Origin of the sequence: Pseudomonas sp. SD17-1, assembly GCF_029201585.1 — a bacterium.
Taxonomy (GTDB): domain Bacteria; phylum Pseudomonadota; class Gammaproteobacteria; order Pseudomonadales; family Pseudomonadaceae; genus Aquipseudomonas; species Aquipseudomonas palmensis.
Window position 1 is genome coordinate 45434 of sequence record NZ_CP104044.1, and the last position, 23267, is coordinate 68700.

Consider the following 23267-nt stretch of genomic DNA (forward strand, 5'->3'; position numbering starts at 1 on the left):
GGCAACCCTTGAAAGTGACGGGACCTTCCCGTCACTCAAGGAGCTGCCCATGACCAGCAATCCCCTGCTCGCCCCCCTCGATCCGCCAGCCTACGCCGACATCCGCCTGGAACACCTGACGGCGGGCATCGACCAGATCATCCTCGACAACCACAACGCCCTGGCCCGCATCATCCTGGCCCAGCGTGGCCTGCCTACCTGGGACGACCTGGTGATGGCCATCGATGCACTGGATGCACGCCTCAACAACGCCGTGCGCCTGGTCGTGCCCCTGTACACTCGCGGCGAGGCCTGGAAGGCCGCCGTGGACGAGTGCTGGCTCAAGACCCAGGCCTATCATCAGGCAAAGCTGCAGAACGCCACGTTGCTGGCGCTCTATCAGCGTCTGGCCGACAGCGCCCATGGTGCGCTGTTCAGCCACGAACGCAGGATGTCGCTGCAGCAGTCGATCAAGGCCTTTCGCCTGAGCGGCGCCGAGCTCGGTGAAACCGAGCGTGCCCGCCTGATGACCCTGCAAACCAGCATCAGTGCCCAGCGCAACCTGTTCCTCGACAACCTGGCACACGCCACCGGCGCCTGGACCCTGCTGATCACCGATGCCCGGCGCCTGCAGGGGGTCGACGCGCTGGAGACCGCCGCCATGGCGCGCAAGGCCCAGGCCAAGGGCCTCGAGGGCTGGCTGGTGACCTTGGAAGAGGCCCCGTGCCTGGCCATCCTGCAGCAGGCCACAGACCGCAGCCTGCGTGAAACCGTGTATAGGGCCTACCATGGCCGCGCGTCGGAGCTGGACGCAGGCCCCGACAACGGCCCGGTGCTGCTGGAGTTGCGACGACTGCGCCATGAGCAGGCGCAACTGCTGGGGTTTGCCAGCTTTGCCGAACTCAGCCTGCAGACCAAGACGGCAGAATCGACGCAACAGGTCACGCGGTTTCTGCAGGACCTGAGCACCCACAGCGCCGCCTGGCGTAGCGCCGAAACCGCGCGGTTGCGGGCCTTCGACCAGCAGGCGCGCTTGGGTGGCCTGCAGCCTTGGGACATCGCCTTCTACGCGCAGCGTGCGCATCGGCACCCGCTGGCGCTGTCTGGCGAGGAAATGCGTGGCTACTTCCCGCTGGAGCAGGTGGTGCTGGCCATGACGCAGCTGGCCGATACCCTGTTCGGCGTGCAGATCACGCCGTCCAGCACGTTGCAGGCCTGGCATGCGGATGTGCGGTGCTTCGAGGTAACCCAGGGCCATGCGCTGGTGGGGTACCTGTACATGGATGCGATCACCCGCCCGGGCAAGGAGGACTACGCCTGGAGCCTGCGGGTATGGAACCGCCACGTGGATGCCGAGGGTCGTTTTCACAAGGGCGCGGCGGCGCTGTTCTGCGCAGTCGAGCGTGGCGACGGGGTTGCCCCACCGTTGCTGACCCACCTGGACCTGCGCAAGCTGTACCACGAGTTCGGTCACTGCCTGCACCAGCTGCTGGTGGCCACCACCGATTACCGCCTGTCCGATATCGACAGCCTGGGGCCGGACGGGATCGAGTTCTTCAGTGAGCTGCTGGAGCGCTGGTGCTGGTCGGCCGAGTACCTGGCCGGTATCTCCCACCACTACCAGACAGGCAAGGCACTGCCGCAGTCCACGGTGCAGGCGTTTCTCGACCAGCAGAAACAGCAGCAAGGGCTCACGTTTGCCCGAGACCTGGCAATGGCGCGCCTGGACCTGCACCTGCATGGCGAGACCTACCCGGCTGCTGCGCAAAGCCTGCAGCAGCAGGTGGTGGAACAGTTCGACGCAGTGCTGCCGTGGCCGCTGGGCGATTTCGAGCGCCCGGCCCAGGCCTTCGATCACCTGGCCAGCGGCTACGAGGCGGGCTATTACAGCTACCTGTGGTCACGGGTCTACGCGATCGATGCCTTCGCCCGGTTCGAAGCCGAAGGCGTGCTCAACCCGGCCACCGGGCGTGCCCTGCTCGAGGCCACTGTTGCCCCGGGGGCCGGGCGCTCGATCACGGCAGGGTTCAAGGTGTTTCGCGGGCGTGACGTGAGCCCCCTGCCGTTTCTGCAGTGGCATGGCCTTAAACCGTAGCCACGTCCGGCGCCGAGCGGTGCTGGAGGTCCTGGTGGCGATGCAGTACTGTATATAAAAACAGTACAGGGGCTCGCCATGTTCACTCCAGCGCCTGTGCGTGGTCGCGGTACCGCGCACAACCCGCACAACCGCTTCGCCCCTGCCCGCTCTGTGGCCGAGGATGATGGCTGGTACCAGGAGGTGCCGCTGACCCAGGGCACCGAAGTCCGCATCGAGACGGCCAAAACCATCATCACCCGTAACACCTCGCCCGACCTGCCCTTCGACCGCTCGATCAACCCCTACCGAGGTTGCGAGCATGGTTGCATCTATTGCTATGCCCGCCCCAGCCACGCCTACTGGGACCTGTCGCCGGGGCTCGATTTCGAGACCAAGCTGATCGCCAAGACCAACGCGGCGGCGGTGCTGGAACAACAGCTGTCGAAGAAAGGCTACGTGTGCGCCCCGATCAACCTGGGGTCCAACACCGACCCGTACCAGCCCATCGAGCGCGAACAGCAGCTGACCCGGCGCCTGCTCGAAGTGCTGCTGCGCTACCGTCACCCGGTCACCATCGTGACCAAGGGCTCGCTGATCCTGCGCGACCTCGACCTGCTGGCCGAACTGGCACAGCAGCGCCTGGTGTCGGTGATGATCAGCCTGACCACCCTCGACGACGAGCTCAAGCGCACCCTGGAACCGCGTGCCGCCGCGCCCAAGGCGCGGTTGCGGGCGATTCGGGTGATGCGCGAGGCGGGTGTACCGGTAGGCGTGCTGTGTTCGCCGATGATCCCGATGATCAACGACAGCGAACTGGAGCACCTGCTGGAGGCGGCCAAGCAGGCCGGCGCGCTGCACGCGGCCTACATGCTGCTGCGCCTGCCGCTGGAGGTGGCGCCGCTGTTCGAGCAATGGCTGCAGGATCATTACCCGCAACGTGCGACCCATGTGCTGAGCCTGATCCGTCAGAGCCGTGGCGGCGAGCTGTACGACAGCCGTTTTGGCGCACGCATGCGGGGCGAAGGCGTGTTTGCCGACTTGCTGGCGCAGCGTTTCGACAAGGCCATGCGCCGCCTGGGACTGAACCGGCGTGAAGGCCATGCGCTCGATTGCAGCGCGTTCTGCCCGCCCGGTGGGCAGTTGTCGCTGCTGTAATGCATTAATGGGTAGTTGCCATTAATGCTTTTTTGCTAGTATCCGAGGCCCGCCCTTTTGTTCTGGAACGCCCGTTCTAGAGCCTCCAAATTCAGTTTGAGTTAAGTTTTTCCGCGTAGCGTGAAACGCCAGGCAGCCGCACTGTGCTTTATTGAGCGTGAGCGACATCCAAGCTTCATTGCGTTGTCTGAATCTTGAACCGGTAAAATGGACTTACCTTCAAACCGTCAAAGAGGATCAACAATGAAAGACCAGGACCCCTCTCAAAACGGCCCGGCTGATCAAGCCGAAAGCGCCGATGCCGCACTGAAGCATATCGTCGACGGCTTTTTGCATTTTCATCATGAAGTCTTCCCGCAACAGGAAGAGCTCTTCAAGAAACTCGCCACTGCGCAGAAGCCGCGGGCGATGTTCATTACCTGCGCCGACTCGCGCATCGTGCCCGAACTGATTACCCACAGCTCCCCAGGCGACCTGTTCGTGACCCGCAATGTGGGTAACGTGGTGCCGCCCTACGGGCAGATGAACGGTGGTGTATCCACGGCCATCGAGTACGCGGTGATGGCCCTGGGCGTGCAGCACATCATCGTGTGCGGGCATTCCGATTGCGGGGCCATGCGTGCCGTGCTCAACCCGCAGAGCCTGGAGAAGATGCCCACGGTCAAGGCCTGGTTGCGGCATGCCGAGGTGGCGCGCACGGTGGTCGAAGACAATTGCCATTGCCACAACGAACACGAAAGCATGCAGGTGCTGACCAAGGAAAACGTCATCGCGCAGTTGCAGCACCTGCGTACCCACCCTTCGGTCGCCTCGCGCCTGGCGGCCGGCCAGTTGTATATCCACGGCTGGATCTACGACATCGAAACCAGCGAAATCACCGCCTATGACGCGGTAAGCGACCGCTTCCTGCCCCTGCAGAGCGGCCAGCCGATTCCCTGCGCCACCCCGCGCGGGCGCTACTAGCCACACCTCATTCGCAACAGGGTGACTGAAGGCTGCACGTTCGCGTGCAGCCCAGGTAGTCGGCTGCCTTGAATTTCCATGAATGCCTTGCCGGCCTGCCGGCGGCTTGCGGCTGCCCGCGTGGCGGCGTTACTGCGGCGTGCGGGCCAGCGGAATGGTCCGGCGTGATCGATAGAGGGAGAATCAAGGTGAACATGACGCAATTGAAAGCGGCCCTGCCGCGTGAACTGCTGGCTTCGGTGGTGGTGTTTCTGGTGGCGCTGCCGCTGTGCATGGGCATTGCCATCGCTTCCGGCATGCCCCCGGCCAAGGGTCTGATCACCGGCATCGTCGGTGGCCTGGTGGTGGGGTTCATCGCCGGCTCGCCATTGCAGGTCAGCGGCCCGGCGGCGGGCCTGGCGGTGCTGGTGTTCGAGCTGGTACGCCAGCATGGCATGGCCATGCTCGGGCCGATCCTGCTGCTGGCGGGCCTGCTGCAACTGCTGGCCGGGCGCCTGCGCCTGGGCTGCTGGTTCCGGGTCACGGCGCCGGCGGTGGTGTACGGCATGCTCGCCGGTATCGGCGTGCTGATCGTACTGTCGCAGGCGCATGTGATGTTCGACGCCAGCCCGCAGCCTTCCGGGCTGGCCAACCTGACGGCGTTCCCACAGACCGTACTGCAGGCGCTGACCCCGGAAGGCCCCGGCAATGCCTGGCAGGCGGGTGCGTTGGGCCTGGGCACCATCGCGATCATGTGGGGCTGGGAGCGCCTGCGCCCGCAGCGTCTGCGCTTCGTGCCGGGGGCCTTGCTCGGGGTGGCGCTGATGACCCTGCTGAGCCGTTGGCTGGCGTTGCCGGTGAACCGCGTGGTGGTGCCCGCCAACCTGGCCGAGGCCATCGACTGGCTGCGCCCCGCCGACCTGCTGCAACTGGCCAACCCGCACCTGCTGGTGGCGGCGCTCGCCCTGGCATTCATCGCCAGTGCCGAGACGCTGCTGTCGGCGGCGGCGGTGGACCGCATGCACAGTGGCCAGCGTTCGGATTTCGACCGTGAACTGTCGGCCCAGGGGGTGGGCAACATGCTCTGCGGCGTGCTGGGGGCGTTGCCGATGACCGGGGTGATCGTACGCAGTTCGGCCAACGTGCAGGCCGGTGCGCAGACGCGGCTGTCGGCTATTCTGCATGGGGCATGGTTGCTGGCGTTCGTGGTGGTGCTGAGCAGTGTGCTGCAGCAGATCCCGGTGGCGAGCCTGGCAGGTGTACTGGTGTACACCGGCTTCAAGCTGGTGGACTTCAAGGCGTTCCGCGGGTTGGGGCGCTATGGGCGCATGCCGATGTTCACCTACGCGGCGACCGCACTGGCGATCATCTTCACCGACCTGTTGACCGGCGTACTGCTGGGTTTCGCCCTGACTTTGCTCAAGCTTGCGCTGAAGGCGGCGCGGTTGAAGATCAGCATCAGCCACCTGGATACGCCGGGGCACCTGGAGCTTCGCTTGAGCGGTGCGGCGACGTTTCTCAAGGTCCCGGCACTCGCCCGGGTGCTTGATAACGTACCGGTATGTACCACGTTGCATGTACCGCTGGCCCAACTCAGCTACATCGACCACGCGTGTCTCGAGCTGCTGGAGGACTGGGGCCGGGCGAATGCGGGCAATGGATCGGTGCTGGTGATCGAGCCGCGCGGGTTGAAGCGGCGCACCGAGGGGCGGGCGCGCATGGCGGCAGGGCTTGGCGCCTGAACGAAACGCCAGCAAGGCTGGCTCCTACACGGGGTGTAATCCTGTAGGAGCTAGCGTTGCTGGCGAAGGCTGCGCCGCCGAGCCGATCAGGCCGACTGATCCAGCTCCAGCCCCACGCCCAGCTGGCGCGACAGGCACGGCCAGCGCTTCCACGCCGCGCCGGTGTCCGGGCTGCTCAGCTTGTCGCGGTAGGCCTCTACCGATTCGAGCGCGAAGCTTTCGTCGTTGAGCATTTCGTCCACCGAGTGGTGCACCACCTCATCCAGCTGGTTGGCGAATGCCTCGCCGATCAGCTGATGCGCGATCAGGTTGGCCACGGTGGTATCCAGTGGGATCAGTGGCTGCTTGAAATGCTTGATGTACAGGTCGTTCACTTCCTCCACCAGGCGGTGCGCCAGGTAGGCCTCATCCAGCAGGCAGCCCAGGCCGACCTGGCCTTGCATGATCGCCGGCGGCTGCAGGAAATAGGCTTCGGCAATTTTCAGTACCGGTTTGATCTGCGACTCGATGCCCGCCTCGCGCGCCACCGCATTGGCGGCCTCCAGCAATTCGGGTACCTGATCGATGTACGCGTCGACAAACCCCACAAGCGCCGCATGCGGGTCTTGCTCAGGCAGGTTGATCGAGGGATGCAGGTGGGGCAGTTGCACTTCAAGTTGCTTTTTCAACTGGCCGGTTTGGACCTCATGTTGACGGGCACGGGTGATCTGCTCGCGCAAAGCGGCGATGTTCATGACAACTCCAGGGACAAGGGAAACACACGGATGACATAAGGTAGCTCGGTTCGAAAAAGAGTTAAGACGGATTTGTCATAAACGATGTGCGTTTATGTCGCTGTAAGGCATATCAAATGGCCATCAACCCCCTCTCGGCGATTTTTTGCGCGGTCCGGGCGGCTGTCTATACTCCGCTTTGAAAGTGATTGGTTGATGAGGCCCGCCTGCTGTCCAGCAGGGGCTCGCCGTCGAAGTTCGCCGTCTTGACGCCGTACCCTTAGCCGTAGGCCCTGCCTCCGGGATAACAAGAATCATAAGGGGAACCCGCAATGATGCGACATCCACATGCCTGGATGGGCCTGCTGTTGTGGTCACTGTTCACGCCGGCACACGCCGCCTGGACCGTGAATATGGCGCCGGGGGCGACTGAAGTCAGCAACGCCGTGTTCGACCTGCACATGACCATCTTCTGGATCTGCGTGGTGATCGGCATCGTGGTGTTCGGCGCGATGTTCTGGTCGATGATGGTGCACCGTCGCTCCACCGGCCAGCAGCCGGCGCATTTTCATGAGCACACCTGGGTCGAGATCATGTGGACGGTGGTGCCGTTCCTGATCCTGGTGGCCATGGCCATCCCCGCCACCAAGACCCTGGTGGACATCTACGATGCCAGCGAGTCGGACGTGGATATCCAGGTCACCGGCTACCAGTGGAAGTGGCACTACAAGTACCTGGGCCAGGACGTGGAGTTCTTCAGCAACCTGGCCACCCCCGCCGATCAGATCCACAACAAGGCACCCAAGGACGAGCACTACCTGCTGGAGGTCGATCAGCCGCTGGTGATCCCGGTGGGTGCCAAGGTGCGCTTTCTGGTGACTGCCGCCGACGTCATCCATTCCTGGTGGGTGCCGGCGTTCGCGGTCAAGCGCGATGCCATCCCCGGTTTCGTCAACGAGGCCTGGACCCGTGTCGAGAAGCCGGGCATCTACCGCGGCCAGTGCACCGAACTGTGCGGCAAGGACCACGGCTTCATGCCGGTGGTGGTGGAGGTCAAGTCCAGGGCCGACTACGACACCTGGCTGGCCGAACGCAAGGCCGAGTCGGCCAAGCTCAAGGAGCTGACCAGCAAGGAGTGGACCCTGCAGGAGCTCAGCGAGCGCGGCGACAAGGTCTACCACACCACCTGCGTGGCCTGTCACCAGGCCGAAGGCCAGGGCCTGCCGCCGATGTTCCCGGCGCTCAAGGGTTCGAAGATCGCCACCGGCCCGATCAAGGATCACCTGAACATCGTCTTCCACGGCAAGGCCGGCACGGCCATGGCGGCGTTCGGCAAGCAGCTCTCGGAAGTGGATATCGCCGCCGTGATCACCTACGAGCGCAACGCCTGGGGCAACAACAAGGGCGACATGGTCACGCCGAAGGATGTGCTGGCGCTCAAGCAGGCCGACAGCCAATGAACCGGGGAGACAGGACATGAGTACAGTCATCGACGACCACGGTCATGCCGCCCATGACCACGCCCACGGCCCGGCCAAGGGGCTGATGCGCTGGGTGCTGACCACCAACCACAAGGACATCGGCACGATGTACCTGTGGTTCGCCTTCGCCATGTTCCTGCTCGGCGGCTCGTTCGCCATGGTGATCCGCGCCGAGCTGTTCCAGCCCGGCCTGCAGATCGTGGAGCCGGCATTCTTCAACCAGATGACCACCATGCACGGCCTGATCATGGTGTTCGGTGCGGTGATGCCGGCCTTCGTCGGCCTGGCCAACTGGATGATCCCGCTGATGATCGGCGCGCCGGACATGGCCCTGCCGCGCATGAACAACTTCAGCTTCTGGCTGCTGCCGGCAGCGTTCCTGCTGCTGGTATCGACCCTGTTCAGCCCCGGCGGCGGGCCGAATTTCGGCTGGACCTTCTATGCCCCGCTGTCGACCACCTACGCACCGGCCAGCGTGACCTTCTTCATCTTCGCCATCCACCTGATGGGCATCAGCTCGATCATGGGCGCGATCAACGTGATCGCCACCATCCTCAACCTGCGCGCCCCCGGCATGACCCTGATGAAGATGCCGCTGTTCGTCTGGACCTGGCTGATCACCGCGTTCCTGCTGATCGCGGTGATGCCGGTGCTGGCCGGTGTGGTGACCATGATGCTGATGGACATCCATTTCGGCACCAGCTTCTTCAGCGCCGCCGGTGGTGGCGACCCGGTACTGTTCCAGCACGTGTTCTGGTTCTTCGGTCACCCCGAGGTGTACATCATGATCCTGCCGGCGTTCGGCGCGGTCAGCTCGATCATACCGGCGTTCTCGCGCAAGCCGCTGTTCGGCTACACCTCGATGGTCTACGCCACCGGGGCCATCGCCTTCCTGTCGTTCATCGTGTGGGCGCACCACATGTTTGTGGTCGGCATCCCGGTGGTGGGCGAGCTGTTCTTCATGTACGCCACCATGCTCATCGCGGTGCCCACCGGGGTGAAGGTGTTCAACTGGGTGAGCACCATGTGGGAAGGTTCGCTGACCTTCGAGACGCCGATGCTGTTCGCCATTGCCTTCGTCATCCTGTTCACCATCGGCGGCTTCTCGGGGTTGATGCTGGCCATTGCCCCGGCCGACTTCCAGTACCACGACACCTACTTCGTGGTGGCGCACTTCCACTACGTGCTGGTGCCGGGGGCGATCTTCGGCATCTTCGCCTCCGCCTACTACTGGCTGCCCAAGTGGACCGGGCACATGTACGACGAAACCCTCGGCAAGCTGCACTTCTGGCTGTCGTTCATCGGCATGAACATGGCGTTCTTCCCGATGCACTTCGTTGGCCTGGCGGGCATGCCGCGCCGGGTGCCGGACTACAACCTGCAGTTCGCCGACTTCAACATGGTGTCGTCGATCGGCGCGTTCACCTTCGGCGTCACGCAGATCTTCTTCCTGTTCATCGTGATCAAGTGCATCCGTGGCGGCAAGCCGGCCCCGGCCAAGCCATGGGATGGCGCCGAAGGGCTGGAATGGTCGGTGCCCTCGCCCGCGCCCTACCACACCTTCCAGACCCCGCCGGAAGTGAAATGAGGGTGCTGCCATGAACGAGCGCACGTCGCTGCGGCGACTGGTGACGCGGCTGATGCTGCTGACCGTGGTGATGTTCGCCTTCGGCTTTGCCCTGGTGCCGATCTACGACGTGATGTGCAAGGCCTTCGGCATCAACGGCAAGACCGGCGGGCAGTACGCAGGCAGCCAGGTCAGCGACCCCACGCGCTCGGTGAAGGTGCAGTTCCTGTCGACCAATGCCAGCGACATGGTCTGGGACTTCTACTCCACCGCCGACCAGATCGACGTCAACCCGGGCGCGGTGAACCAGATGATCTTCGTGGCGCGCAACCCCACCGACAAGCCGATGACCGCCCAGGCCATCCCCAGCATCAGCCCGGCGGAGGCGGCCGCGTACTTTCACAAGACCGAATGCTTCTGCTTCAGCCAGCAGGTGCTGCAGCCGGGTGAGCGCATCGAGATGCCGGTGCGCTTCATCGTCGATCGCGACCTGCCCAAGGATGTGAAACACCTGACGCTTGCCTACACGCTGTTCGATATCACCGCTCGCCAGCCGCCGGTGGCCCACGTGGCCACCCAGACCGTACAGAGCGCCCGATAAGGAGAACGATCCATGGCTGCTCATCAGCACTACTACGTACCGGCGCAGAGCAAGTGGCCGATCATCGCCACCCTCGGCATGCTGATCACGGTGTTCGGCCTGGGCACCTGGTTCAACGACATGAAGGCCGGCCACGAGGACTCCCATGGCCCGCTGATCTTCTTCGTCGGCGCACTGTGCCTGGCCTACATGCTGTTCGGCTGGTTCGGCGCGGTGATCAAGGAAAGCCGCGCCGGGCTCTACAGCCCGCAGCTGGACCGCTCGTTCCGCTGGGGCATGTCGTGGTTCATCTTTTCGGAGGTGATGTTCTTCGTGGCCTTCTTCGGTGCGCTGTTCTACGTGCGCCACCTGGCAGGCCCGGCGCTGGGTGGGGAAGGTGCCAAGGGCGTGGCGCACATGCTGTGGCCGAACTTCCAGTTCGCCTGGCCGCTGCTGCATACCCCCGACCCGAAGCTGTTCCCGCCGCCCAGCGATGTGATCGACCCGTGGCACCTGCCGCTGATCAACACCATTCTGCTGGTCAGCTCCAGCGTGACCATCACCATCGCCCACCATGCCCTGCGCAAGGATCATCGTGGTGCGCTGAAATTCTGGCTGGCGCTGACCATCGTGCTGGGCGTGGCGTTTCTCATCCTGCAGGCCTACGAGTACCACGAGGCCTACACCGAACTGGGCCTGACCCTGCATTCGGGGATCTACGGCGCCACCTTCTTCATGCTCACCGGGTTCCACGGGGCCCACGTGACCATGGGCACGATCATCCTGTTCGTGATGCTGATGCGCATCCTGCGCGGGCACTTCAGCGCCGACAAGCACTTCGGCTTCGAGGCGGCCAGCTGGTACTGGCACTTCGTGGATGTGGTGTGGGTGGGGTTGTTCATCTTCGTGTATGTGCTGTAGCCGCGCCTAGAACGGCGCGTGGGACACCAGTTGGCCGCTGTAGAAACCCCAGGCGACCAGCGCCAGGGTGATGGCGGCCAGGCTGACACGGATTTTCAGGGCGGTGAGCAGGCGGGTCGAGTTGTCATCGTCCTTGACCAGAAAGAACAGGCCGCTGAACAGGCTGATCACGGTCGCCAGCAGCATCAGGACAATCGCGGCTTTGAGCATGGCGGTACTCCGGGGGATGCGATGACTACAACAAGTATAGCGACAGCCGTTGCGGGGCCCCGATGAGGCCGTTCCGCCCCGGCCGGGTGCCGACCCTGGTGGTGATGTTGCTGCTGCCGGGGCTGATTGCGCTGGGCTGCTGGCAGTTGGGGCGCGCCGCCGAAAAGCGCGAGTTGCTGGTCACCTATGCAGAGCGCCGGGTGGCAGCGCCCCTGGCCAGCGAGCAGCTGGCGCAGGCGAGCGACCCGGCCTATCGCCGGGTGCACCTGTATGGCCGTTTCGACCGCACCCACAGTGTGCTGCTCGACAACCGCCTGCGCGACGGCCAGGCCGGGGTCGAGCTGCTGCAACCCTTTCACGACCAGGCCAGCGGCCTGTGGCTGCTGGTCAATCGCGGCTGGCTGCCCTGGCCCGACCGGCGTGTGGCGGTGCAGTTCAGCACCCCCGAGACACCGCTTGCCCTGCAGGCCTGGGTCTATGTGGCGCCGGGCAGCACCTTCCAGTTGCACGCCGACCCGCAAGGGGGCCGCTGGCCGCACCTGCTCACGGCGGTGGATGCCGCGCAGCTGTGGCCGCAGCTGGGCCGCGAGGGCTTTGCCCATGAACTGCGCCTGGAACCGGGCCCGGCCAGCTACCGGCTGGACTGGCCAGTGGTGGCGATGGGCCCGGAGAAACACCTGGGCTACGCCGTGCAATGGTTTGCCCTGGCCGCGGCGCTGGTTGCGCTGTACCTCTATTTCGGCTGGCACAACGACAAGGAGAACCACCATGGGCGCCGTCATGCATCCATCCGGCACGTCTGAAGTGCCGCGCCGTCGTTGGCGCGGGCGGTTGCAGCTGATTCTGATCCTGCTGGTGGTGGTGGGGCCGATGATGCTCGCCACCGGCATGTACAAACTGCAGTTCTGGGTGCCGGAAAGCCGCAGCTACCACGGCGAACTGATCGGCAACGGCCAGGGCCGCGCCGAGCTGGGGGTCGCGACCGACGAGGCGCGCTGGCAACTGCTGGTCAGCACCCCTGGTGACTGTGACGCAGACTGCCAGCAACTGGTGTACCTGGCGCGCCAGGTACAGATCGGCCTTGGCCGCGACGCCGCCCGTGCCAGCCACGCGCTGGCCGCCGGGCAACCGTTGAGCGAGGCGTATCAGGCCAGGCTTGCGCGCGAGTACCCGCAACTGCAGCGCTATGCGCTGGAGCTGGCGCAGTACAGCAGGGCCGCCGGGGGCCTGAAGGGCGCGCAGCTGTGGATCGTCGACCCCCACGGCAACCTGGTGTTGCGCTACGACGCACGGGTCAAGGGCAAGGACCTGCTCAACGACCTGCGCCATCTGCTCAAGCTGTCCAACATCGGCTAGGAGGCACGCACCATGGCCAGACCCGGATACCGCCTCGCCGTGTTCGCCACCTTCCTCGCGCTGGTGGTGGTGCTGCTGGGGGCCTATACCCGCCTGACCCACGCCGGCCTGGGCTGCCCCGACTGGCCGGGCTGCTACGGCTTCATCAGCGTGCCCAAGACCGAGGCGCAACTGGCACATGCCGAACGCCACTACCCGGACACGCCGGTCGAGGCCCACAAGGGCCGCAACGAGATGGTGCACCGTTATTTTGCCGGCACCCTGGCGCTGGTGATCGCCATGCTGGCGGTGCAGGCGCTGCGTCGGCACGGGCACAACGGCCAGCCGTACCGCCTGCCGCTGCTGCTGTTGGCGGTGGTGTTCTTCCAGGCCGCGTTCGGCATGTGGACGGTCACCCTCAAGCTGTGGCCGCAGGTGGTCACGGCGCACCTGCTGGGCGGCTTTGCCACCCTGAGCCTGCTGTTTCTGCTGAGCCTGCGCCTGTCGCGCGCGTTCATGCCCCTGCCCGGCCTGCCGCTGCGGCTAAGGCGCCTGGCGGCACTGGCGTTGCTGCTGGTGATCGGGCAAGTCGCCCTGGGCGGCTGGGTGAGCGCCAACTATGCCGCGGTGGCCTGCGTCGACCTGCCGACCTGTCACGGCCAGTGGTGGCCCGAGGCGGATTTTGCCAACGGCTTTCACCTCACCCAGCACATCGGCCCCAACTACCTGGGCGGACAGCTCGACAGCGAAGCGCGCACCGCCATCCATATCACCCACCGCCTGGGGGCGCTGCTGGTCACGCTGGTGTTGCTGACCCTGGCCTGGCAGCTGCACGCTATCGGCCTGCGGCGCCTGGCCAGGCTGGTGCTGCTGGCGCTGGCGGTGCAGGTGGGGCTGGGCATCAGCAATGTGGCGTTCGGGCTGCCGCTGGCGGTGGCGGTGGCGCACAACGCCGGTGGCGCGGCGCTGCTGCTGACGCTGGTGCTGGTCAACTACCGCACGCGCCTGGCCACGCAGCCCAAGGCGCGCAGGGTCAGCCAGGGCTGGCGCCTGACGCCGCTGCGCCCGGTGGGCGTGGTGCATTATCTGGGAGAGAACCCATGGCAACGCTTCTGAACCCCGCGCGCCAGCAGGCGCTGTGGCGCGACTACCTGGAGCTGACCAAGCCCAAGGTGGTGGTGCTGATGCTCATCACCTCGCTGGTGGGGATGTTCCTGGCCACCCGCGCGGGCGTGCCGTGGACGGTACTTGTGTTCGGCAACCTGGGCATCGGCCTGTGTGCGGGTGCCGCGGCGGCGGTCAACCATGTGGTGGACCGGCGCATCGACGCACTGATGGCGCGCACCCACAAGCGGCCGCTGGCCGAGGGGCGCGTCGCACCGCTGGCGGCGCTGGCGTTCGCCTTGCTGCTGGCGGTGCTGGGCATGGTGCTGCTGCTGAGCTTCACCAACGCACTGACCGCCTGGCTGACCCTGGCCTCGCTGCTGGGCTATGCGGTGCTCTACACCGGCTTTCTCAAGCGGGCCACGCCGCAGAACATCGTGATCGGCGGGCTGGCCGGGGCGGCGCCGCCGCTGCTGGGCTGGGTGGCGGTGACCGGGCATGTGGGCGCCGAGCCCCTGTTGCTGGTGCTGATCATCTTCGCCTGGACCCCGCCGCACTTCTGGGCCCTGGCCATCCATCGCAAGGAGGAGTACGCCAAGGCCGATATCCCGATGCTGCCGGTGACCCACGGCGAGCACTACACCAAGCTGCACATTCTGCTGTACACCGCCGCCCTGCTGGCGGTGAGCCTGTTGCCTTACGTGATCCACATGAGCGGGCCGCTGTACCTGGCCTGCGCCGTGGTGCTGGGCGGGCGCTTCCTGCACTGGGCCTGGGTGTTGTACCGTGGCAGTCGGCCGCACGCGGCGATCAGGACCTTCAAGTACTCTATCGCGTACCTGTTCCTGCTGTTCATCGCGCTGCTTGTTGACCATTACCTACTGTTGAACCTATGACTCGAACCCAGAAAACCGTTTTCATCCTCGTTGCCCTGGTCGCACTGATTCTCGGGCTTACCATCAACAAGGTGCTGAGCAATCGCAGCCAGGGCGACCCCACGGCGCTGATCGATGCCGGGATCATCCTGCTGCCGCAGAGCCGCCAGGTGCCGGCGCTGCAGATGACCGACGAGAACGGCCAGCCGGTGGTGCTGGACCAGCTCAAGGGCAAGTGGTCGCTGCTGTTCTTCGGCTACACTTTCTGCCCGGACATCTGCCCGACCACGCTGGCGCAACTGCGGCAGGTCAAGAGCGAGCTGCCCAAGGAGGCGGTGGACCGTTTGCAGGTGGTGCTGGTGAGCGTCGACCCGAACCGGGATACACCGGCGCAGTTGAAGACGTACCTGGGCTACTTCGACAAGGATTTTCGCGGGGTGACGGGGTCGTTGGAGGATACGCAGAAGCTGGCCAATGCGGTGAGCATCCCGTTCATTCCGGCCGACACCAGCAAGCCGAACTACACGGTCGATCACAGTGGCAACCTGGCGCTGCTCGGGCCGGATGGTACCCAGCGCGGGTTCATTCGGGCGCCGTTCAACAACCAGAAGCTGGTGGCGCAGTTGCCGGGGCTGGTCAAGCGCGACTGAAAAAACTTCGCCGGCAAGGCCGGCTTCTACAGGTTGTACGTAACCCTGCAGGAGCCGGCCTTGCCGGCGAATGGGGCGCTGCGGTCTATCAGAACGCTGGCTTGACCGCGCCCTTGTACTTCTCTTCGATGAACTTCTTCACTTCAGGCGTGTGCAGTGCTGCTACCAGCTTCTTCACCGCGTCCGAATCCTTGTTGTCCTCGCGGGTCACCAGGATGTTCACATAAGGCGAATCGCTGCCTTCGATGACCAGGGCGTCCTTTTCAGGGTTGAGCTTGGCTTCCAGCGCATAGTTGGTGTTGATCAGCGCCAGGTCGACCTGGGTCAGCACGCGCGGAATGGTGGCAGCTTCCAGCTCACGGAATTTCAGGCCCTTGTCGTTACCGGTGATGTCCTTCACGGTCGACAGGATGTTGGTGTTGTCCTTGAGCTTGATCACGCCAGCCTTGTCCAGCAGCAGCAAGGCACGGCCGCCGTTGGTGGCGTCGTTGGGGATGACCACGGTGGCGCCCGATGGCAGTTCGTCGAGCTTCTTGAGCTTGTTCGAATAGGCGCCCAGCGGCTCCAGGTGCACGCCGGCAACGCTGACCAGGTGAGTGCCCTTGGCCTTGTTGAACTCGTCCAGGTACGGCTGGTGCTGGAAGAAGTTGGCATCCAGGCGCTTCTCGGCCACCTGCACGTTGGGCTGGACGTAGTCGGTGAACACCTTCACCTTCAGGTCCACGCCTTCCTTGGCCAGCGCCGGTTTGACGAACTCGAGGATCTCGGCGTGCGGTACCGGGGTGGCGGCAACAGTCAGGGTCTCGGCCGCGTGGGCAGAGAAGGCCGCGACGGCGGCAACAGCAGCAAGCAGTCTTTTCATCTAATCGCTCCTTGTGAGGGCCGTTCCGGCCCCCGGCGCGTCGGCGTGGCCGACCCTTGGTTACTTACGGGAAAAATGCACAACCAGTTTGTCGCCGACACTCTGCAGAACTTGAACCAGCACCAGCAGCAGTACCACGGTGACTACCATCACGTCGGTCTGAAAGCGCTGGTAGCCGAAGCGGATGGCCAGGTCACCCAGCCCGCCGGCACCCACCACACCCGCCATCGCGGTGTACGACACCAGGGTGATGGCCGTCACGGTGATGGCTGCGAAGATGCCCGGCCGCGCTTCGGGCAGCAGGGCGTTCATGATGATCTGGCGCGTGGTGGCCCCCATCGACTGGGTGGCCTCGATGATGCCGCGGTCGACCTCGCGCAGGGCGGTTTCCACCAGTCGCGCGAAGAACGGCGTGGCACCGACCACCAGTGGCGGGATGGCCCCGGCCACGCCCAGCGAGGTGCCGGTGATGAGCACGGTGAACGGGATCATCACGATCAGCAGGATGATGAACGGCAGCGAACGCAGCACGTTGACCACCAGCGACAGCAGCGCATACACGCGCTTTTCTTCGAACAGCTGGCGCGGGCCGCACAGAAACAGCAGCACGCCCAGTGGCAGGCCCAGCAGTACGGTGAACAGCAGCGAGCCGAACAGCATGATCATGGTATCGATCGTGGCCAGCCAGATTTCGGCCCAGTCGATGTTGGCAAAGAAACTCAGGGCGTCCATCAGCGCAGTACCTCCATATGAACATCTGCCGCAATGAAGCGGGCAAATGCCGCCTCGATGTCGCCACCGGTGATGGCCAGGGTCAGTTGACCGTAGGGGGTGTCCTTGATGCGGTCGATACGCCCGGCGAGGATGCTGTAGTCCACCCCGGTTTCACGGGCCACGGTGCCCAGCAGCGGCGCATAGGTGGCGTCGCCCTGGAAGGTCAGGCGCACGATGCGCCCCGGTACATGGGCAAAATCGTCGCGCTGTTCGCTTTCGTCGACCTGCTCGTCTTCCTGCACGAAACGCTTGGTGGTCGGGTGCTTGGGGTGCAGGAACACCTGCGCCACCGGGCCCTGTTCGACGATCTGCCCGGCGTCCATTACCGCCACCTGGTCGCACACGCGGCGGATCACGTCCATCTCGTGGGTGATGAGCACGATGGTCAGCTTCAGCTCGCGGTTGATCTCGGCCAGCAATTGCAGCACCGAGGCGGTGGTTTGCGGGTCCAGGGCGCTGGTGGCTTCGTCGCACAGCAGGATCTTGGGCTTGGTGGCCAGGGCGCGGGCGATGCCGACGCGCTGCTTCTGGCCGCCGGACAGCTGTGCCGGGTACTTCCTGGCATGCTCGCTCAGCCCTACCCGGGCCAGCAGCTCGCCGACGCGCTGGTCGATCTCGGCGCGTGACATGCGCCCGGCCAGGGTCAGCGGCAGCGCCACGTTGTCGGCCACGGTCTTGGAGGCCAGCAGGTTGAAGTGCTGGAAGATCATCCCTACCTGCTGGCGAAAGCGGCGCAGGTCGTTGGCGTTGAACGCCGTGACGTCTTCGCCGTCGACGATGATCTTGCCGCCGCTGGGGGCCTCGAGGCGGTTGATCAGGCGCAGCAGGGTACTTTTGCCGGCACCGGAATGGCCGATCAGACCGAACACCTGGCCGTCTTCGACGCGCAGGCTGGTCGGGTGCAGTGCGGGGATGTCCCTACCGGCGACGCGGTAGGTTTTATGGACTTGTTGAAACTCGATCACGTAGCGAACCTTGTGGGGCGCATGAAATAGGGTCAGCTGTTAGCCGGGGGGCGCATTTTAGCCTGTTCGTATATAGGTTCTTAGCATTTATTTCGTGTTTGACCAACGCTTGAGGAATAACGCGATCAGTGGTTGCTCGCTGGTCATTCGAAAGGAACGCCCGGCACTCCTGTCAGTCACTACCTGAAGAGCCCCATCCAGGGGCCCCGCGTACGATGATGAGGAGTTGCAGACCCATGCCCAGCAAGAAGAATGCGCCCCAGGAAAGTCAACTCGCCGGCGCCCAGACGCCCGACAAGGCCAACACCAACGCCAAGCTGCAGAGCCTGGAGCCGTTTCGCAGCGATGCCACCGGCCAGGCGCTGCGCACCAACCAGGGGGTCAAGGTTGCCGACAACCAAAACACCCTCAAGGCCGGTGACCGCGGCCCCTCGCTGCTTGAAGACTTCATCATGCGCGAGAAAATCACGCATTTCGACCATGAGCGCATTCCCGAGCGCATCGTGCATGCCCGCGGCACCGGCGCGCATGGCTACTTCCAGGCTTACGAGTCGCATGCCGCACTGACCAAGGCCGGCTTCTTGCAGGACCCGGACAAGATCACCCCGGTGTTCGTGCGCTTCTCCACCGTGCAGGGGCCGCGTGGCTCGGGTGACACGGTGCGCGACGTGCGCGGCTTTGCCGTCAAGTTCTTTACCGATGAGGGCAACTTCGACCTGGTTGGCAACAACATGCCGGTGTTCTTCATTCAGGACGCGATCAAGTTTCCCGACTTCGTGCATGCGGTCAAACCCGAACCGCACAACGAGATCCCCACCGGCGGTTCGGCCCACGACACCTTCTGGGACTTCGTCTCGCTGGTGCCCGAGTCGGCGCACATGGTGATCTGGGCGATGTCCGACCGCGCGATACCGAAAAGCCTGCGCACCATGCAGGGCTTTGGCGTGCACACCTTCCGTCTGATCAACGCCGAAGGCGTGGCCAGTTTCGTCAAGTTCCACTGGAAGCCCAAGCAGGGTGTGCATTCGCTGTTGTGGGACGAGGCGCAGAAGCTGGCGGGCAAGGACACTGACTATCACCGCCGCGACCTGTGGGAAGCGATCGAGACCGGCAACTACCCGGAATGGGAACTGGGCGTGCAGATCGTGCCCGAGGCCGACGAGCATAAGTTCGAGTTCGACCTGCTCGACCCGACCAAGATCATCCCAGAAGAGCTGGTACCGGTGACGCCGCTTGGCAAGATGGTGCTCAACCGCAACCCGGACAACTTCTTTGCCGAAATCGAGCAGGTGGCGTTCTGCCCCGGTCATATCGTGCCGGGCATCGACTTTTCCAACGACCCGCTGCTGCAGGGCCGGCTGTTCTCCTACACCGACACGCAGATCAGCCGCCTGGGTGGCCCGAACTTCCACGAGATCCCGATCAACCGGCCCGTGGCGCCCAACCACAACGGCCAGCGCGATGCCCAGCACCGTACCACCGTGCACAAGGGCCGGGCGTCCTACGAGCCCAACTCCATCGATGGCGGCTGGCCGAAGGAAACCCCGCCGGCGGCGCAGGATGGCGGCTTCGAGACCTACCCCGAGCGCATCGAGGCGCACAAGGTGCGCCAGCGCAGCCCCTCGTTCGGCGATCACTTCTCCCAGGCGCGGCTGTTCTTCCAGAGCATGAGCCCGACCGAGCAGGAGCACATCATCAGTGCCTACAGCTTCGAGCTGGGCAAGGTGGAGCGCGAGCATATCCGTGCCCGCGAGGTGAACGAGATTCTCGCCAACATCGACCTCAAGCTGGCGGCGCGGGTAGCGCAGAACCTTGGCCTGCCGGCGCCCAAGGCCGGCACCGTGGACGTCAAGCCACAGTCGCTCAAGGCTTCGCCGGCGCTGAGCCAGATGAACCTGCTGGGCGAAGGCATCAAGGGGCGCAAGGTGGCGATTCTGGTGGCCGATGGCGTGGATGCCACGCTGGTGGACCCGCTGGTGAAGGCGTTGCAGGCCGAGAGCGCCCAGGGCGTGCTGCTGGGGCCGACCTCGGCACCGGTGAAGACCGCTGCCGGCAAGACCCTGGCGGTGGATGCCTCGATGGAAGGCATGCCGTCGGTGGTGTTCGATGCGGTATGGATCGCCGGTGGCAAGGCCAGCCTGCAGGCCCTGAGCGGCGATGGCGTGGCGCTGCACTTCGTGCTGGAGGCCTACAAGCACCTCAAACCGCTGGGTACCGACAGCGATGCCAAGGCCGTGCTCGACAAGCTGGGCCTCAAGGCGGATGAAGGCATGGTGGTGGGCAGCGATCAGAAGGCCTACAAGGCGTTGATCGCGGCGATTGCCAAGCACCGGGTGTGGTCGCGGGAAGCGGCCGCCAAGGCCATTCCGGCGTAGTCAAAAAGGCCGGCTCCTGCAGGAGCCGGCCTTGCCGGCGAAGAACGCACCGCCGACATCACTCGGCGCGCCGCGGCGTAAGCACCACCTGCGCCGGCTGGTTGCGATGAATCTCGTGGGCCTGCTGCAAGGCGAAGCTCGCATCGCGCTTGCTTACCCGCTTGGCCAGCAAGGTCTGTAGCCACGGCGCGTCATCACGGCGCGGCACCTGGAACACCACGTCACACTGGTAATTCACCACATCGGTGGCGATGTCATCCAGTTGTCGGCGAAGTTCTTCTATTTTCGTGATTTTCAACGCCACTACGGTGCTCGGCGCCGTGGGGTCGATGACTTTTGCCGGCGGCTTGGCTTCCGCCGCCTTGAGCGCGGCCTCGGCCTTGTCCAGCTCGGCCTTGCGCGCCTGGGTGATGGCGCCATTTACGCCGCCGGTCAGCGCCGGGGCCTTGGGCATCAGCGCACGGGCACGTGCCAGCGCGGTGGCTGCGGCATTCACATCGCCCTTCTGCAGCACGATCTGGCTGCGCTGCAGGTAGGCTTCGGCCAGCTGGCGCTGCATGGGTTCGAGGCGTGCATCGTCCGGCGACTGGGCCTGCAAGGTGGCCAGCTGGTCTTCGGCGGTGGCCAGCTCGCTGCTGGCGATGTTCTGCTCCAGCAGCTGCCAGGCATCGGGCTGCGCGGGCGGCGGCGGGTCGACCGGCGCGCTGGAACAGGCGGCCAGCAACACGGAAAACGCGGCAAGGAGCAGATAACGGGAGGCGAACGGCTTCATTCCTGCGACTCTCTATTTGCGCAAAAAGCGAGCAAGTCTACACCCAGCGCGCTGGCGCGAAAATAACTCTTCAGGATGTAGCGGCGATTAAAATGTCGCAGGGCGCGACCCTGTCGGCCGCACCCTGCCCATGGGGCTGCGCGCTCAGCGCCGGGGCAGCGCCAGGCTCACCAAGAATAGCACTGCCGCACACACCACGATGGATGGGCCGGCCGGGGTGTCCTTGAACCACGACAGGGCCAGCCCGCCACACACCGCCACTACGCCGATCAGGCTGGCGCCCAGGGCCATCTGTTCCGGCGAGCGCGCATGCCGCTGTGCGGCTGCGGCGGGGATGATCAGCAGCGAGGTGATCAGCAGCACGCCGACGATCTTCATCGCCACCGCGATCACCACCGCGATCAGCAGCATCAGCGCCAAGCGCAGCGCAGCCACCGGCAGGCCTTCGACCCGGGCCAGTTCCTCGTGCACGGTCACCGCCAGCAGCGGGCGCCACAGCGCCACGATCAGCAACAGGACCAGCGCACTGCCGCCCAGGATCCACGCCAGGTCGCCCGGGCTGATCGCCAGCAGGTCGCCGAACAGGTAGGCCATCAGGTCGATGCGCACATCGTGCATGAAGCTCAGCACCACCAGGCCCAGCGACAGCGTGCTCGGCGCGAGAATCCCCAGCAGGGTGTCGGAGGCCAGCGGCTGGCGCTGCTGCAGGGTCACCAGCAACAGCGCCAGCAACAGGCAGCCGACGGTCACCGCCAGCGTCGGGCTGACGTCCAGCACGAAGCCCAGGGCCACGCCCAGCAGCGCCGCGTGGGACAGCGTGTCGCCGAAATACGCCATGCGCCGCCACACCACGAACGAGCCCAGCGGGCCCGCCACCAGCGCCAGGGCCAGGCCTGCAAGCAGGGCATACAACAGAAAATCAGCCATGCTTGCAGTGGTCTCCGTGCACATGCCCGCCAGGGGCCGGGGTGACCACCGACCCGTGCAGGTCGTGGGCGTGGTCGTGATGATGGTGGTAGATCGCCAGGCTTGGCGCGTTGTTGCCGAACAGCTCGACGAAGGCCGGGTCGCCGCTGACCTGCTCCGGGTGGCCCGAGCAGCACACGTGGCGGTTGAGGCACACCACCTGATCGGTGGTGCTCATCACCAGGTGCAGGTCGTGGGAAACCATCAGCACGCCGCAGCCGTAGCGGTCGCGCAGGCGCGTGATCAGGCTGTAGAGCTCGGCCTGACCGGCCACGTCGACGCCCTGTACCGGCTCGTCGAGCACCAGCAGTTCTGGCTTGCGCAGCAGCGCGCGGGCCAGCAGCACCCGCTGCATCTCACCGCCGGACACGGTCTGGATGGGGCTGTCGATGACGTGTTCGGCGCCCACTTCGTTGAGGGCCGCCAGTGCTGTCTTGCGGTCCACGCCCGGCACCAGGCGCAGAAAGCGCAGTACCGACAGCGGCAAGGTGGCGTCCACCTGGATCTTCTGCGGCATGTAGCCGATGCGCAGTCGCGGCTTGCGCCATACGCTGCCGGTATGCGGCGCCAGCAGGCCGAGTACGGCGCGCACCAGGGTGGTCTTGCCGGCGCCGTTGGGGCCGATCAGGGTCACGATCTGCCCGGGCTCCACGCACAGGTCGATGCTGTCGAGCACGGCCTGGCCGCCGAAGGTGACGCCCACCTGCTCGAGGCGGATCAACGCGTTGCTCATCAGGCGCTCCGGCAGGTGCCGCACAGACCGACCACTTCGACGGTCTGGGTCTCGACACTGAAACCCACATCATTGGCGCTGGCCACGATGGCGTCGCTGATGGAGGCTTGCTCCAGTTCGATTGCCACGTGGCATTGGCGGCAGATCAGGAACTGGCCCTGGTGGGCATGCTCGGGGTGGCTGCAGCCCATGAAGGCATTGAGCGACGCGATGCGGTGCACCAGGCTGTTTTCCAGCAGGAAATCCAGTGCGCGGTACACGGTGGGCGGTGCGGCGCGGCGGCCGTCCTGCTCGCTGAGCACGGCAAGGATGTCGTAGGCGCCCAGCGGCTTGTGGCTTTGCCATACCAGCTCCAGCACGCGGCGGCGCAGGGCGGTCAGGCGCAGGCCCTGACGCGCGCACAGCGCATCGGCCTCGGCCAGCGCGCTGTGCACGCAGTGGGAGTGGTCGTGGGGACGGTTGGCCAGCGGGGTATTGGGCATGGGCAGC

The 23267-nt window shown here is 65.1% G+C and carries 23 protein-coding genes; 14 read left to right on the plus strand and 9 right to left on the minus strand.

From position 1 onward, the window contains the following. Positions 1 to 49: 49 nt before the first annotated feature. From N0B28_RS00235 to N0B28_RS00250, 4 genes are all read left to right on the plus strand, one after another. Positions 50 to 2074 carry a M3 family metallopeptidase gene (locus N0B28_RS00235; RefSeq protein ID WP_275729739.1) on the plus strand — a complete coding sequence of 675 codons (2025 nt, stop codon included), beginning with the start codon at positions 50 to 52 and terminating at the stop codon, positions 2072 to 2074. Positions 2075 to 2152: 78 nt separating this feature from the next. Next, a complete protein-coding gene (locus N0B28_RS00240; RefSeq protein WP_043862273.1) occupies positions 2153 to 3211 on the plus strand; it encodes a PA0069 family radical SAM protein in 1059 nt (352 codons plus the stop codon). A gap of 243 nt (positions 3212 to 3454) precedes the next feature. Beyond that, positions 3455 to 4174 carry a carbonic anhydrase gene (locus N0B28_RS00245; protein ID WP_043862274.1) on the plus strand — a complete coding sequence of 240 codons (720 nt, stop codon included), beginning with the start codon at positions 3455 to 3457 and terminating at the stop codon, positions 4172 to 4174. A 194-nt stretch (positions 4175 to 4368) separates the two neighbouring features. Further along, on the plus strand, positions 4369 to 5895 hold the full coding sequence (locus tag N0B28_RS00250; RefSeq protein ID WP_275729742.1) for a SulP family inorganic anion transporter: 1527 nt from the start codon (positions 4369 to 4371) through the stop codon (positions 5893 to 5895). A gap of 86 nt (positions 5896 to 5981) precedes the next feature. On the opposite strand, the gene N0B28_RS00255 is transcribed toward N0B28_RS00250, so the two are convergent. Continuing rightward, entirely contained in the window at positions 5982 to 6629 is a 648-nt protein-coding gene (locus tag N0B28_RS00255; protein WP_054916034.1) for a hypothetical protein, read from the minus strand. A gap of 311 nt (positions 6630 to 6940) precedes the next feature. Here N0B28_RS00255 and coxB point away from each other — a divergent pair, with 311 nt between their 5' ends. Genes coxB through N0B28_RS00275 form a run of 4 tightly spaced genes read left to right on the plus strand, consistent with a single transcriptional unit; the run spans position 6941 to position 11157 of the window. Next, complete coding sequence (gene coxB, locus N0B28_RS00260) at positions 6941 to 8068, plus strand: cytochrome c oxidase subunit II (RefSeq protein ID WP_043862277.1); 1128 nt, start codon at positions 6941 to 6943, stop codon at positions 8066 to 8068. 16 nt (positions 8069 to 8084) lie between these two features. Then, positions 8085 to 9677, plus strand: a complete 1593-nt coding sequence (gene ctaD / locus N0B28_RS00265; protein WP_054916033.1) for a cytochrome c oxidase subunit I — start codon at positions 8085 to 8087, stop codon at positions 9675 to 9677. A gap of 10 nt (positions 9678 to 9687) precedes the next feature. Next, positions 9688 to 10257 (plus strand): cytochrome c oxidase assembly protein, encoded by a 570-nt coding sequence (locus N0B28_RS00270; RefSeq protein WP_043862279.1) that lies wholly within the window; start codon positions 9688 to 9690, stop codon positions 10255 to 10257. A 12-nt stretch (positions 10258 to 10269) separates the two neighbouring features. Continuing rightward, positions 10270 to 11157, plus strand: a complete 888-nt coding sequence (locus tag N0B28_RS00275; RefSeq protein WP_043862280.1) for a cytochrome c oxidase subunit 3 — start codon at positions 10270 to 10272, stop codon at positions 11155 to 11157. Between the two features lie 6 nt (positions 11158 to 11163). Here the strand turns inward: N0B28_RS00275 and N0B28_RS00280 are convergent, their stop codons facing one another. Continuing rightward, entirely contained in the window at positions 11164 to 11367 is a 204-nt protein-coding gene (locus N0B28_RS00280; RefSeq protein ID WP_043862281.1) for a twin transmembrane helix small protein, read from the minus strand. A gap of 62 nt (positions 11368 to 11429) precedes the next feature. On the opposite strand from N0B28_RS00280, the gene N0B28_RS00285 reads away from it, so the two are divergent. The 5 genes from N0B28_RS00285 to N0B28_RS00305 are packed head-to-tail and all read left to right on the plus strand — an operon-like array spanning position 11430 to position 15331. Beyond that, a complete protein-coding gene (locus tag N0B28_RS00285; RefSeq protein WP_275729748.1) occupies positions 11430 to 12170 on the plus strand; it encodes an SURF1 family protein in 741 nt (246 codons plus the stop codon). Further along, a complete protein-coding gene (locus N0B28_RS00290) occupies positions 12136 to 12723 on the plus strand; it encodes a hypothetical protein (RefSeq protein ID WP_058541993.1) in 588 nt (195 codons plus the stop codon). Before N0B28_RS00285 ends, N0B28_RS00290 begins: the two co-directional genes overlap by 35 nt. Before the next feature lie 12 nt (positions 12724 to 12735). Continuing rightward, positions 12736 to 13818 carry a COX15/CtaA family protein gene (locus N0B28_RS00295; protein ID WP_054916030.1) on the plus strand — a complete coding sequence of 361 codons (1083 nt, stop codon included), beginning with the start codon at positions 12736 to 12738 and terminating at the stop codon, positions 13816 to 13818. Next, complete coding sequence (gene cyoE / locus N0B28_RS00300; protein WP_043862285.1) at positions 13803 to 14702, plus strand: heme o synthase; 900 nt, start codon at positions 13803 to 13805, stop codon at positions 14700 to 14702. The genes N0B28_RS00295 and cyoE overlap by 16 nt, the downstream gene beginning before the upstream one ends. Then, complete coding sequence (locus N0B28_RS00305) at positions 14699 to 15331, plus strand: SCO family protein (protein ID WP_043862286.1); 633 nt, start codon at positions 14699 to 14701, stop codon at positions 15329 to 15331. The genes cyoE and N0B28_RS00305 overlap by 4 nt, the downstream gene beginning before the upstream one ends. Positions 15332 to 15419: 88 nt before the next feature. On the opposite strand, the gene N0B28_RS00310 is transcribed toward N0B28_RS00305, so the two are convergent. Genes N0B28_RS00310 through N0B28_RS00320 form a run of 3 tightly spaced genes read right to left on the minus strand, consistent with a single transcriptional unit; the run spans position 15420 to position 17932 of the window. After that, the gene (locus N0B28_RS00310) at positions 15420 to 16193 is read right to left on the minus strand and encodes a MetQ/NlpA family ABC transporter substrate-binding protein (protein WP_043862287.1); all 774 of its coding nucleotides are present in this window, start codon (positions 16191 to 16193) and stop codon (positions 15420 to 15422) included. Positions 16194 to 16253: 60 nt separating this feature from the next. Next, positions 16254 to 16925 (minus strand): methionine ABC transporter permease, encoded by a 672-nt coding sequence (locus N0B28_RS00315; RefSeq protein WP_043862288.1) that lies wholly within the window; start codon positions 16923 to 16925, stop codon positions 16254 to 16256. Continuing rightward, positions 16925 to 17932, minus strand: coding sequence for a methionine ABC transporter ATP-binding protein (locus N0B28_RS00320; protein ID WP_054916029.1), 1008 nt, complete (start codon positions 17930 to 17932; stop codon positions 16925 to 16927). Before N0B28_RS00320 ends, N0B28_RS00315 begins: the two co-directional genes overlap by 1 nt. Positions 17933 to 18168: 236 nt before the next feature. Between N0B28_RS00320 and katE the strand changes: the two genes are divergently transcribed. Next, a complete protein-coding gene (gene katE, locus N0B28_RS00325) occupies positions 18169 to 20307 on the plus strand; it encodes a catalase HPII (protein WP_043862290.1) in 2139 nt (712 codons plus the stop codon). Between the two features lie 58 nt (positions 20308 to 20365). Here the strand turns inward: katE and N0B28_RS00330 are convergent, their stop codons facing one another. The 4 genes from N0B28_RS00330 to zur all read right to left on the minus strand — a co-directional run bounded on the left by N0B28_RS00330 (position 20366) and on the right by zur (position 23260). Beyond that, positions 20366 to 21079 carry a PA5502 family lipoprotein gene (locus N0B28_RS00330; protein WP_043862291.1) on the minus strand — a complete coding sequence of 238 codons (714 nt, stop codon included), beginning with the start codon at positions 21077 to 21079 and terminating at the stop codon, positions 20366 to 20368. 144 nt (positions 21080 to 21223) lie between these two features. Continuing rightward, complete coding sequence (gene znuB / locus N0B28_RS00335) at positions 21224 to 22006, minus strand: zinc ABC transporter permease subunit ZnuB (RefSeq protein WP_043862292.1); 783 nt, start codon at positions 22004 to 22006, stop codon at positions 21224 to 21226. Then, positions 21999 to 22778, minus strand: a complete 780-nt coding sequence (gene znuC, locus N0B28_RS00340) for a zinc ABC transporter ATP-binding protein ZnuC (RefSeq protein ID WP_043862293.1) — start codon at positions 22776 to 22778, stop codon at positions 21999 to 22001. Before znuC ends, znuB begins: the two co-directional genes overlap by 8 nt. Next, entirely contained in the window at positions 22778 to 23260 is a 483-nt protein-coding gene (gene zur / locus N0B28_RS00345) for a zinc uptake transcriptional repressor Zur (RefSeq protein WP_043862294.1), read from the minus strand. Before zur ends, znuC begins: the two co-directional genes overlap by 1 nt. Positions 23261 to 23267 lie beyond the last annotated feature (7 nt).

Excerpts from the sequence above, each read along its gene's own strand:
- N0B28_RS00275 (WP_043862280.1), top strand. The coding sequence starts at position 10,270 with ATGGCTGCTCATCAGCACTACTACGTACCGGCGCAGAGCAAGTGGCCG.
- cyoE (WP_043862285.1), top strand. The coding sequence starts at position 13,803 with ATGGCAACGCTTCTGAACCCCGCGCGCCAGCAGGCGCTGTGGCGCGAC.
- N0B28_RS00290 (WP_058541993.1), top strand. The coding sequence starts at position 12,136 with ATGGGCGCCGTCATGCATCCATCCGGCACGTCTGAAGTGCCGCGCCGT.
- ctaD (WP_054916033.1), top strand. The coding sequence starts at position 8,085 with ATGAGTACAGTCATCGACGACCACGGTCATGCCGCCCATGACCACGCC.
- coxB (WP_043862277.1), top strand. The coding sequence starts at position 6,941 with ATGATGCGACATCCACATGCCTGGATGGGCCTGCTGTTGTGGTCACTG.
- zur (WP_043862294.1), bottom strand. The coding sequence starts at position 23,260 with ATGCCCAATACCCCGCTGGCCAACCGTCCCCACGACCACTCCCACTGC.
- znuB (WP_043862292.1), bottom strand. The coding sequence starts at position 22,006 with ATGGCTGATTTTCTGTTGTATGCCCTGCTTGCAGGCCTGGCCCTGGCG.
- N0B28_RS00280 (WP_043862281.1), bottom strand. The coding sequence starts at position 11,367 with ATGCTCAAAGCCGCGATTGTCCTGATGCTGCTGGCGACCGTGATCAGC.
- N0B28_RS00330 (WP_043862291.1), bottom strand. The coding sequence starts at position 21,079 with ATGAAGCCGTTCGCCTCCCGTTATCTGCTCCTTGCCGCGTTTTCCGTG.
- N0B28_RS00250 (WP_275729742.1), top strand. The coding sequence starts at position 4,369 with ATGACGCAATTGAAAGCGGCCCTGCCGCGTGAACTGCTGGCTTCGGTG.
- N0B28_RS00270 (WP_043862279.1), top strand. The coding sequence starts at position 9,688 with ATGAACGAGCGCACGTCGCTGCGGCGACTGGTGACGCGGCTGATGCTG.
- N0B28_RS00255 (WP_054916034.1), bottom strand. The coding sequence starts at position 6,629 with ATGAACATCGCCGCTTTGCGCGAGCAGATCACCCGTGCCCGTCAACAT.
- N0B28_RS00310 (WP_043862287.1), bottom strand. The coding sequence starts at position 16,193 with ATGAAAAGACTGCTTGCTGCTGTTGCCGCCGTCGCGGCCTTCTCTGCC.
- N0B28_RS00305 (WP_043862286.1), top strand. The coding sequence starts at position 14,699 with ATGACTCGAACCCAGAAAACCGTTTTCATCCTCGTTGCCCTGGTCGCA.
- N0B28_RS00285 (WP_275729748.1), top strand. The coding sequence starts at position 11,430 with ATGAGGCCGTTCCGCCCCGGCCGGGTGCCGACCCTGGTGGTGATGTTG.
- N0B28_RS00295 (WP_054916030.1), top strand. The coding sequence starts at position 12,736 with ATGGCCAGACCCGGATACCGCCTCGCCGTGTTCGCCACCTTCCTCGCG.
- N0B28_RS00315 (WP_043862288.1), bottom strand. The coding sequence starts at position 16,925 with ATGGACGCCCTGAGTTTCTTTGCCAACATCGACTGGGCCGAAATCTGG.
- katE (WP_043862290.1), top strand. The coding sequence starts at position 18,169 with ATGCCCAGCAAGAAGAATGCGCCCCAGGAAAGTCAACTCGCCGGCGCC.
- znuC (WP_043862293.1), bottom strand. The coding sequence starts at position 22,778 with ATGAGCAACGCGTTGATCCGCCTCGAGCAGGTGGGCGTCACCTTCGGC.
- N0B28_RS00240 (WP_043862273.1), top strand. The coding sequence starts at position 2,153 with ATGTTCACTCCAGCGCCTGTGCGTGGTCGCGGTACCGCGCACAACCCG.
- N0B28_RS00235 (WP_275729739.1), top strand. The coding sequence starts at position 50 with ATGACCAGCAATCCCCTGCTCGCCCCCCTCGATCCGCCAGCCTACGCC.
- N0B28_RS00245 (WP_043862274.1), top strand. The coding sequence starts at position 3,455 with ATGAAAGACCAGGACCCCTCTCAAAACGGCCCGGCTGATCAAGCCGAA.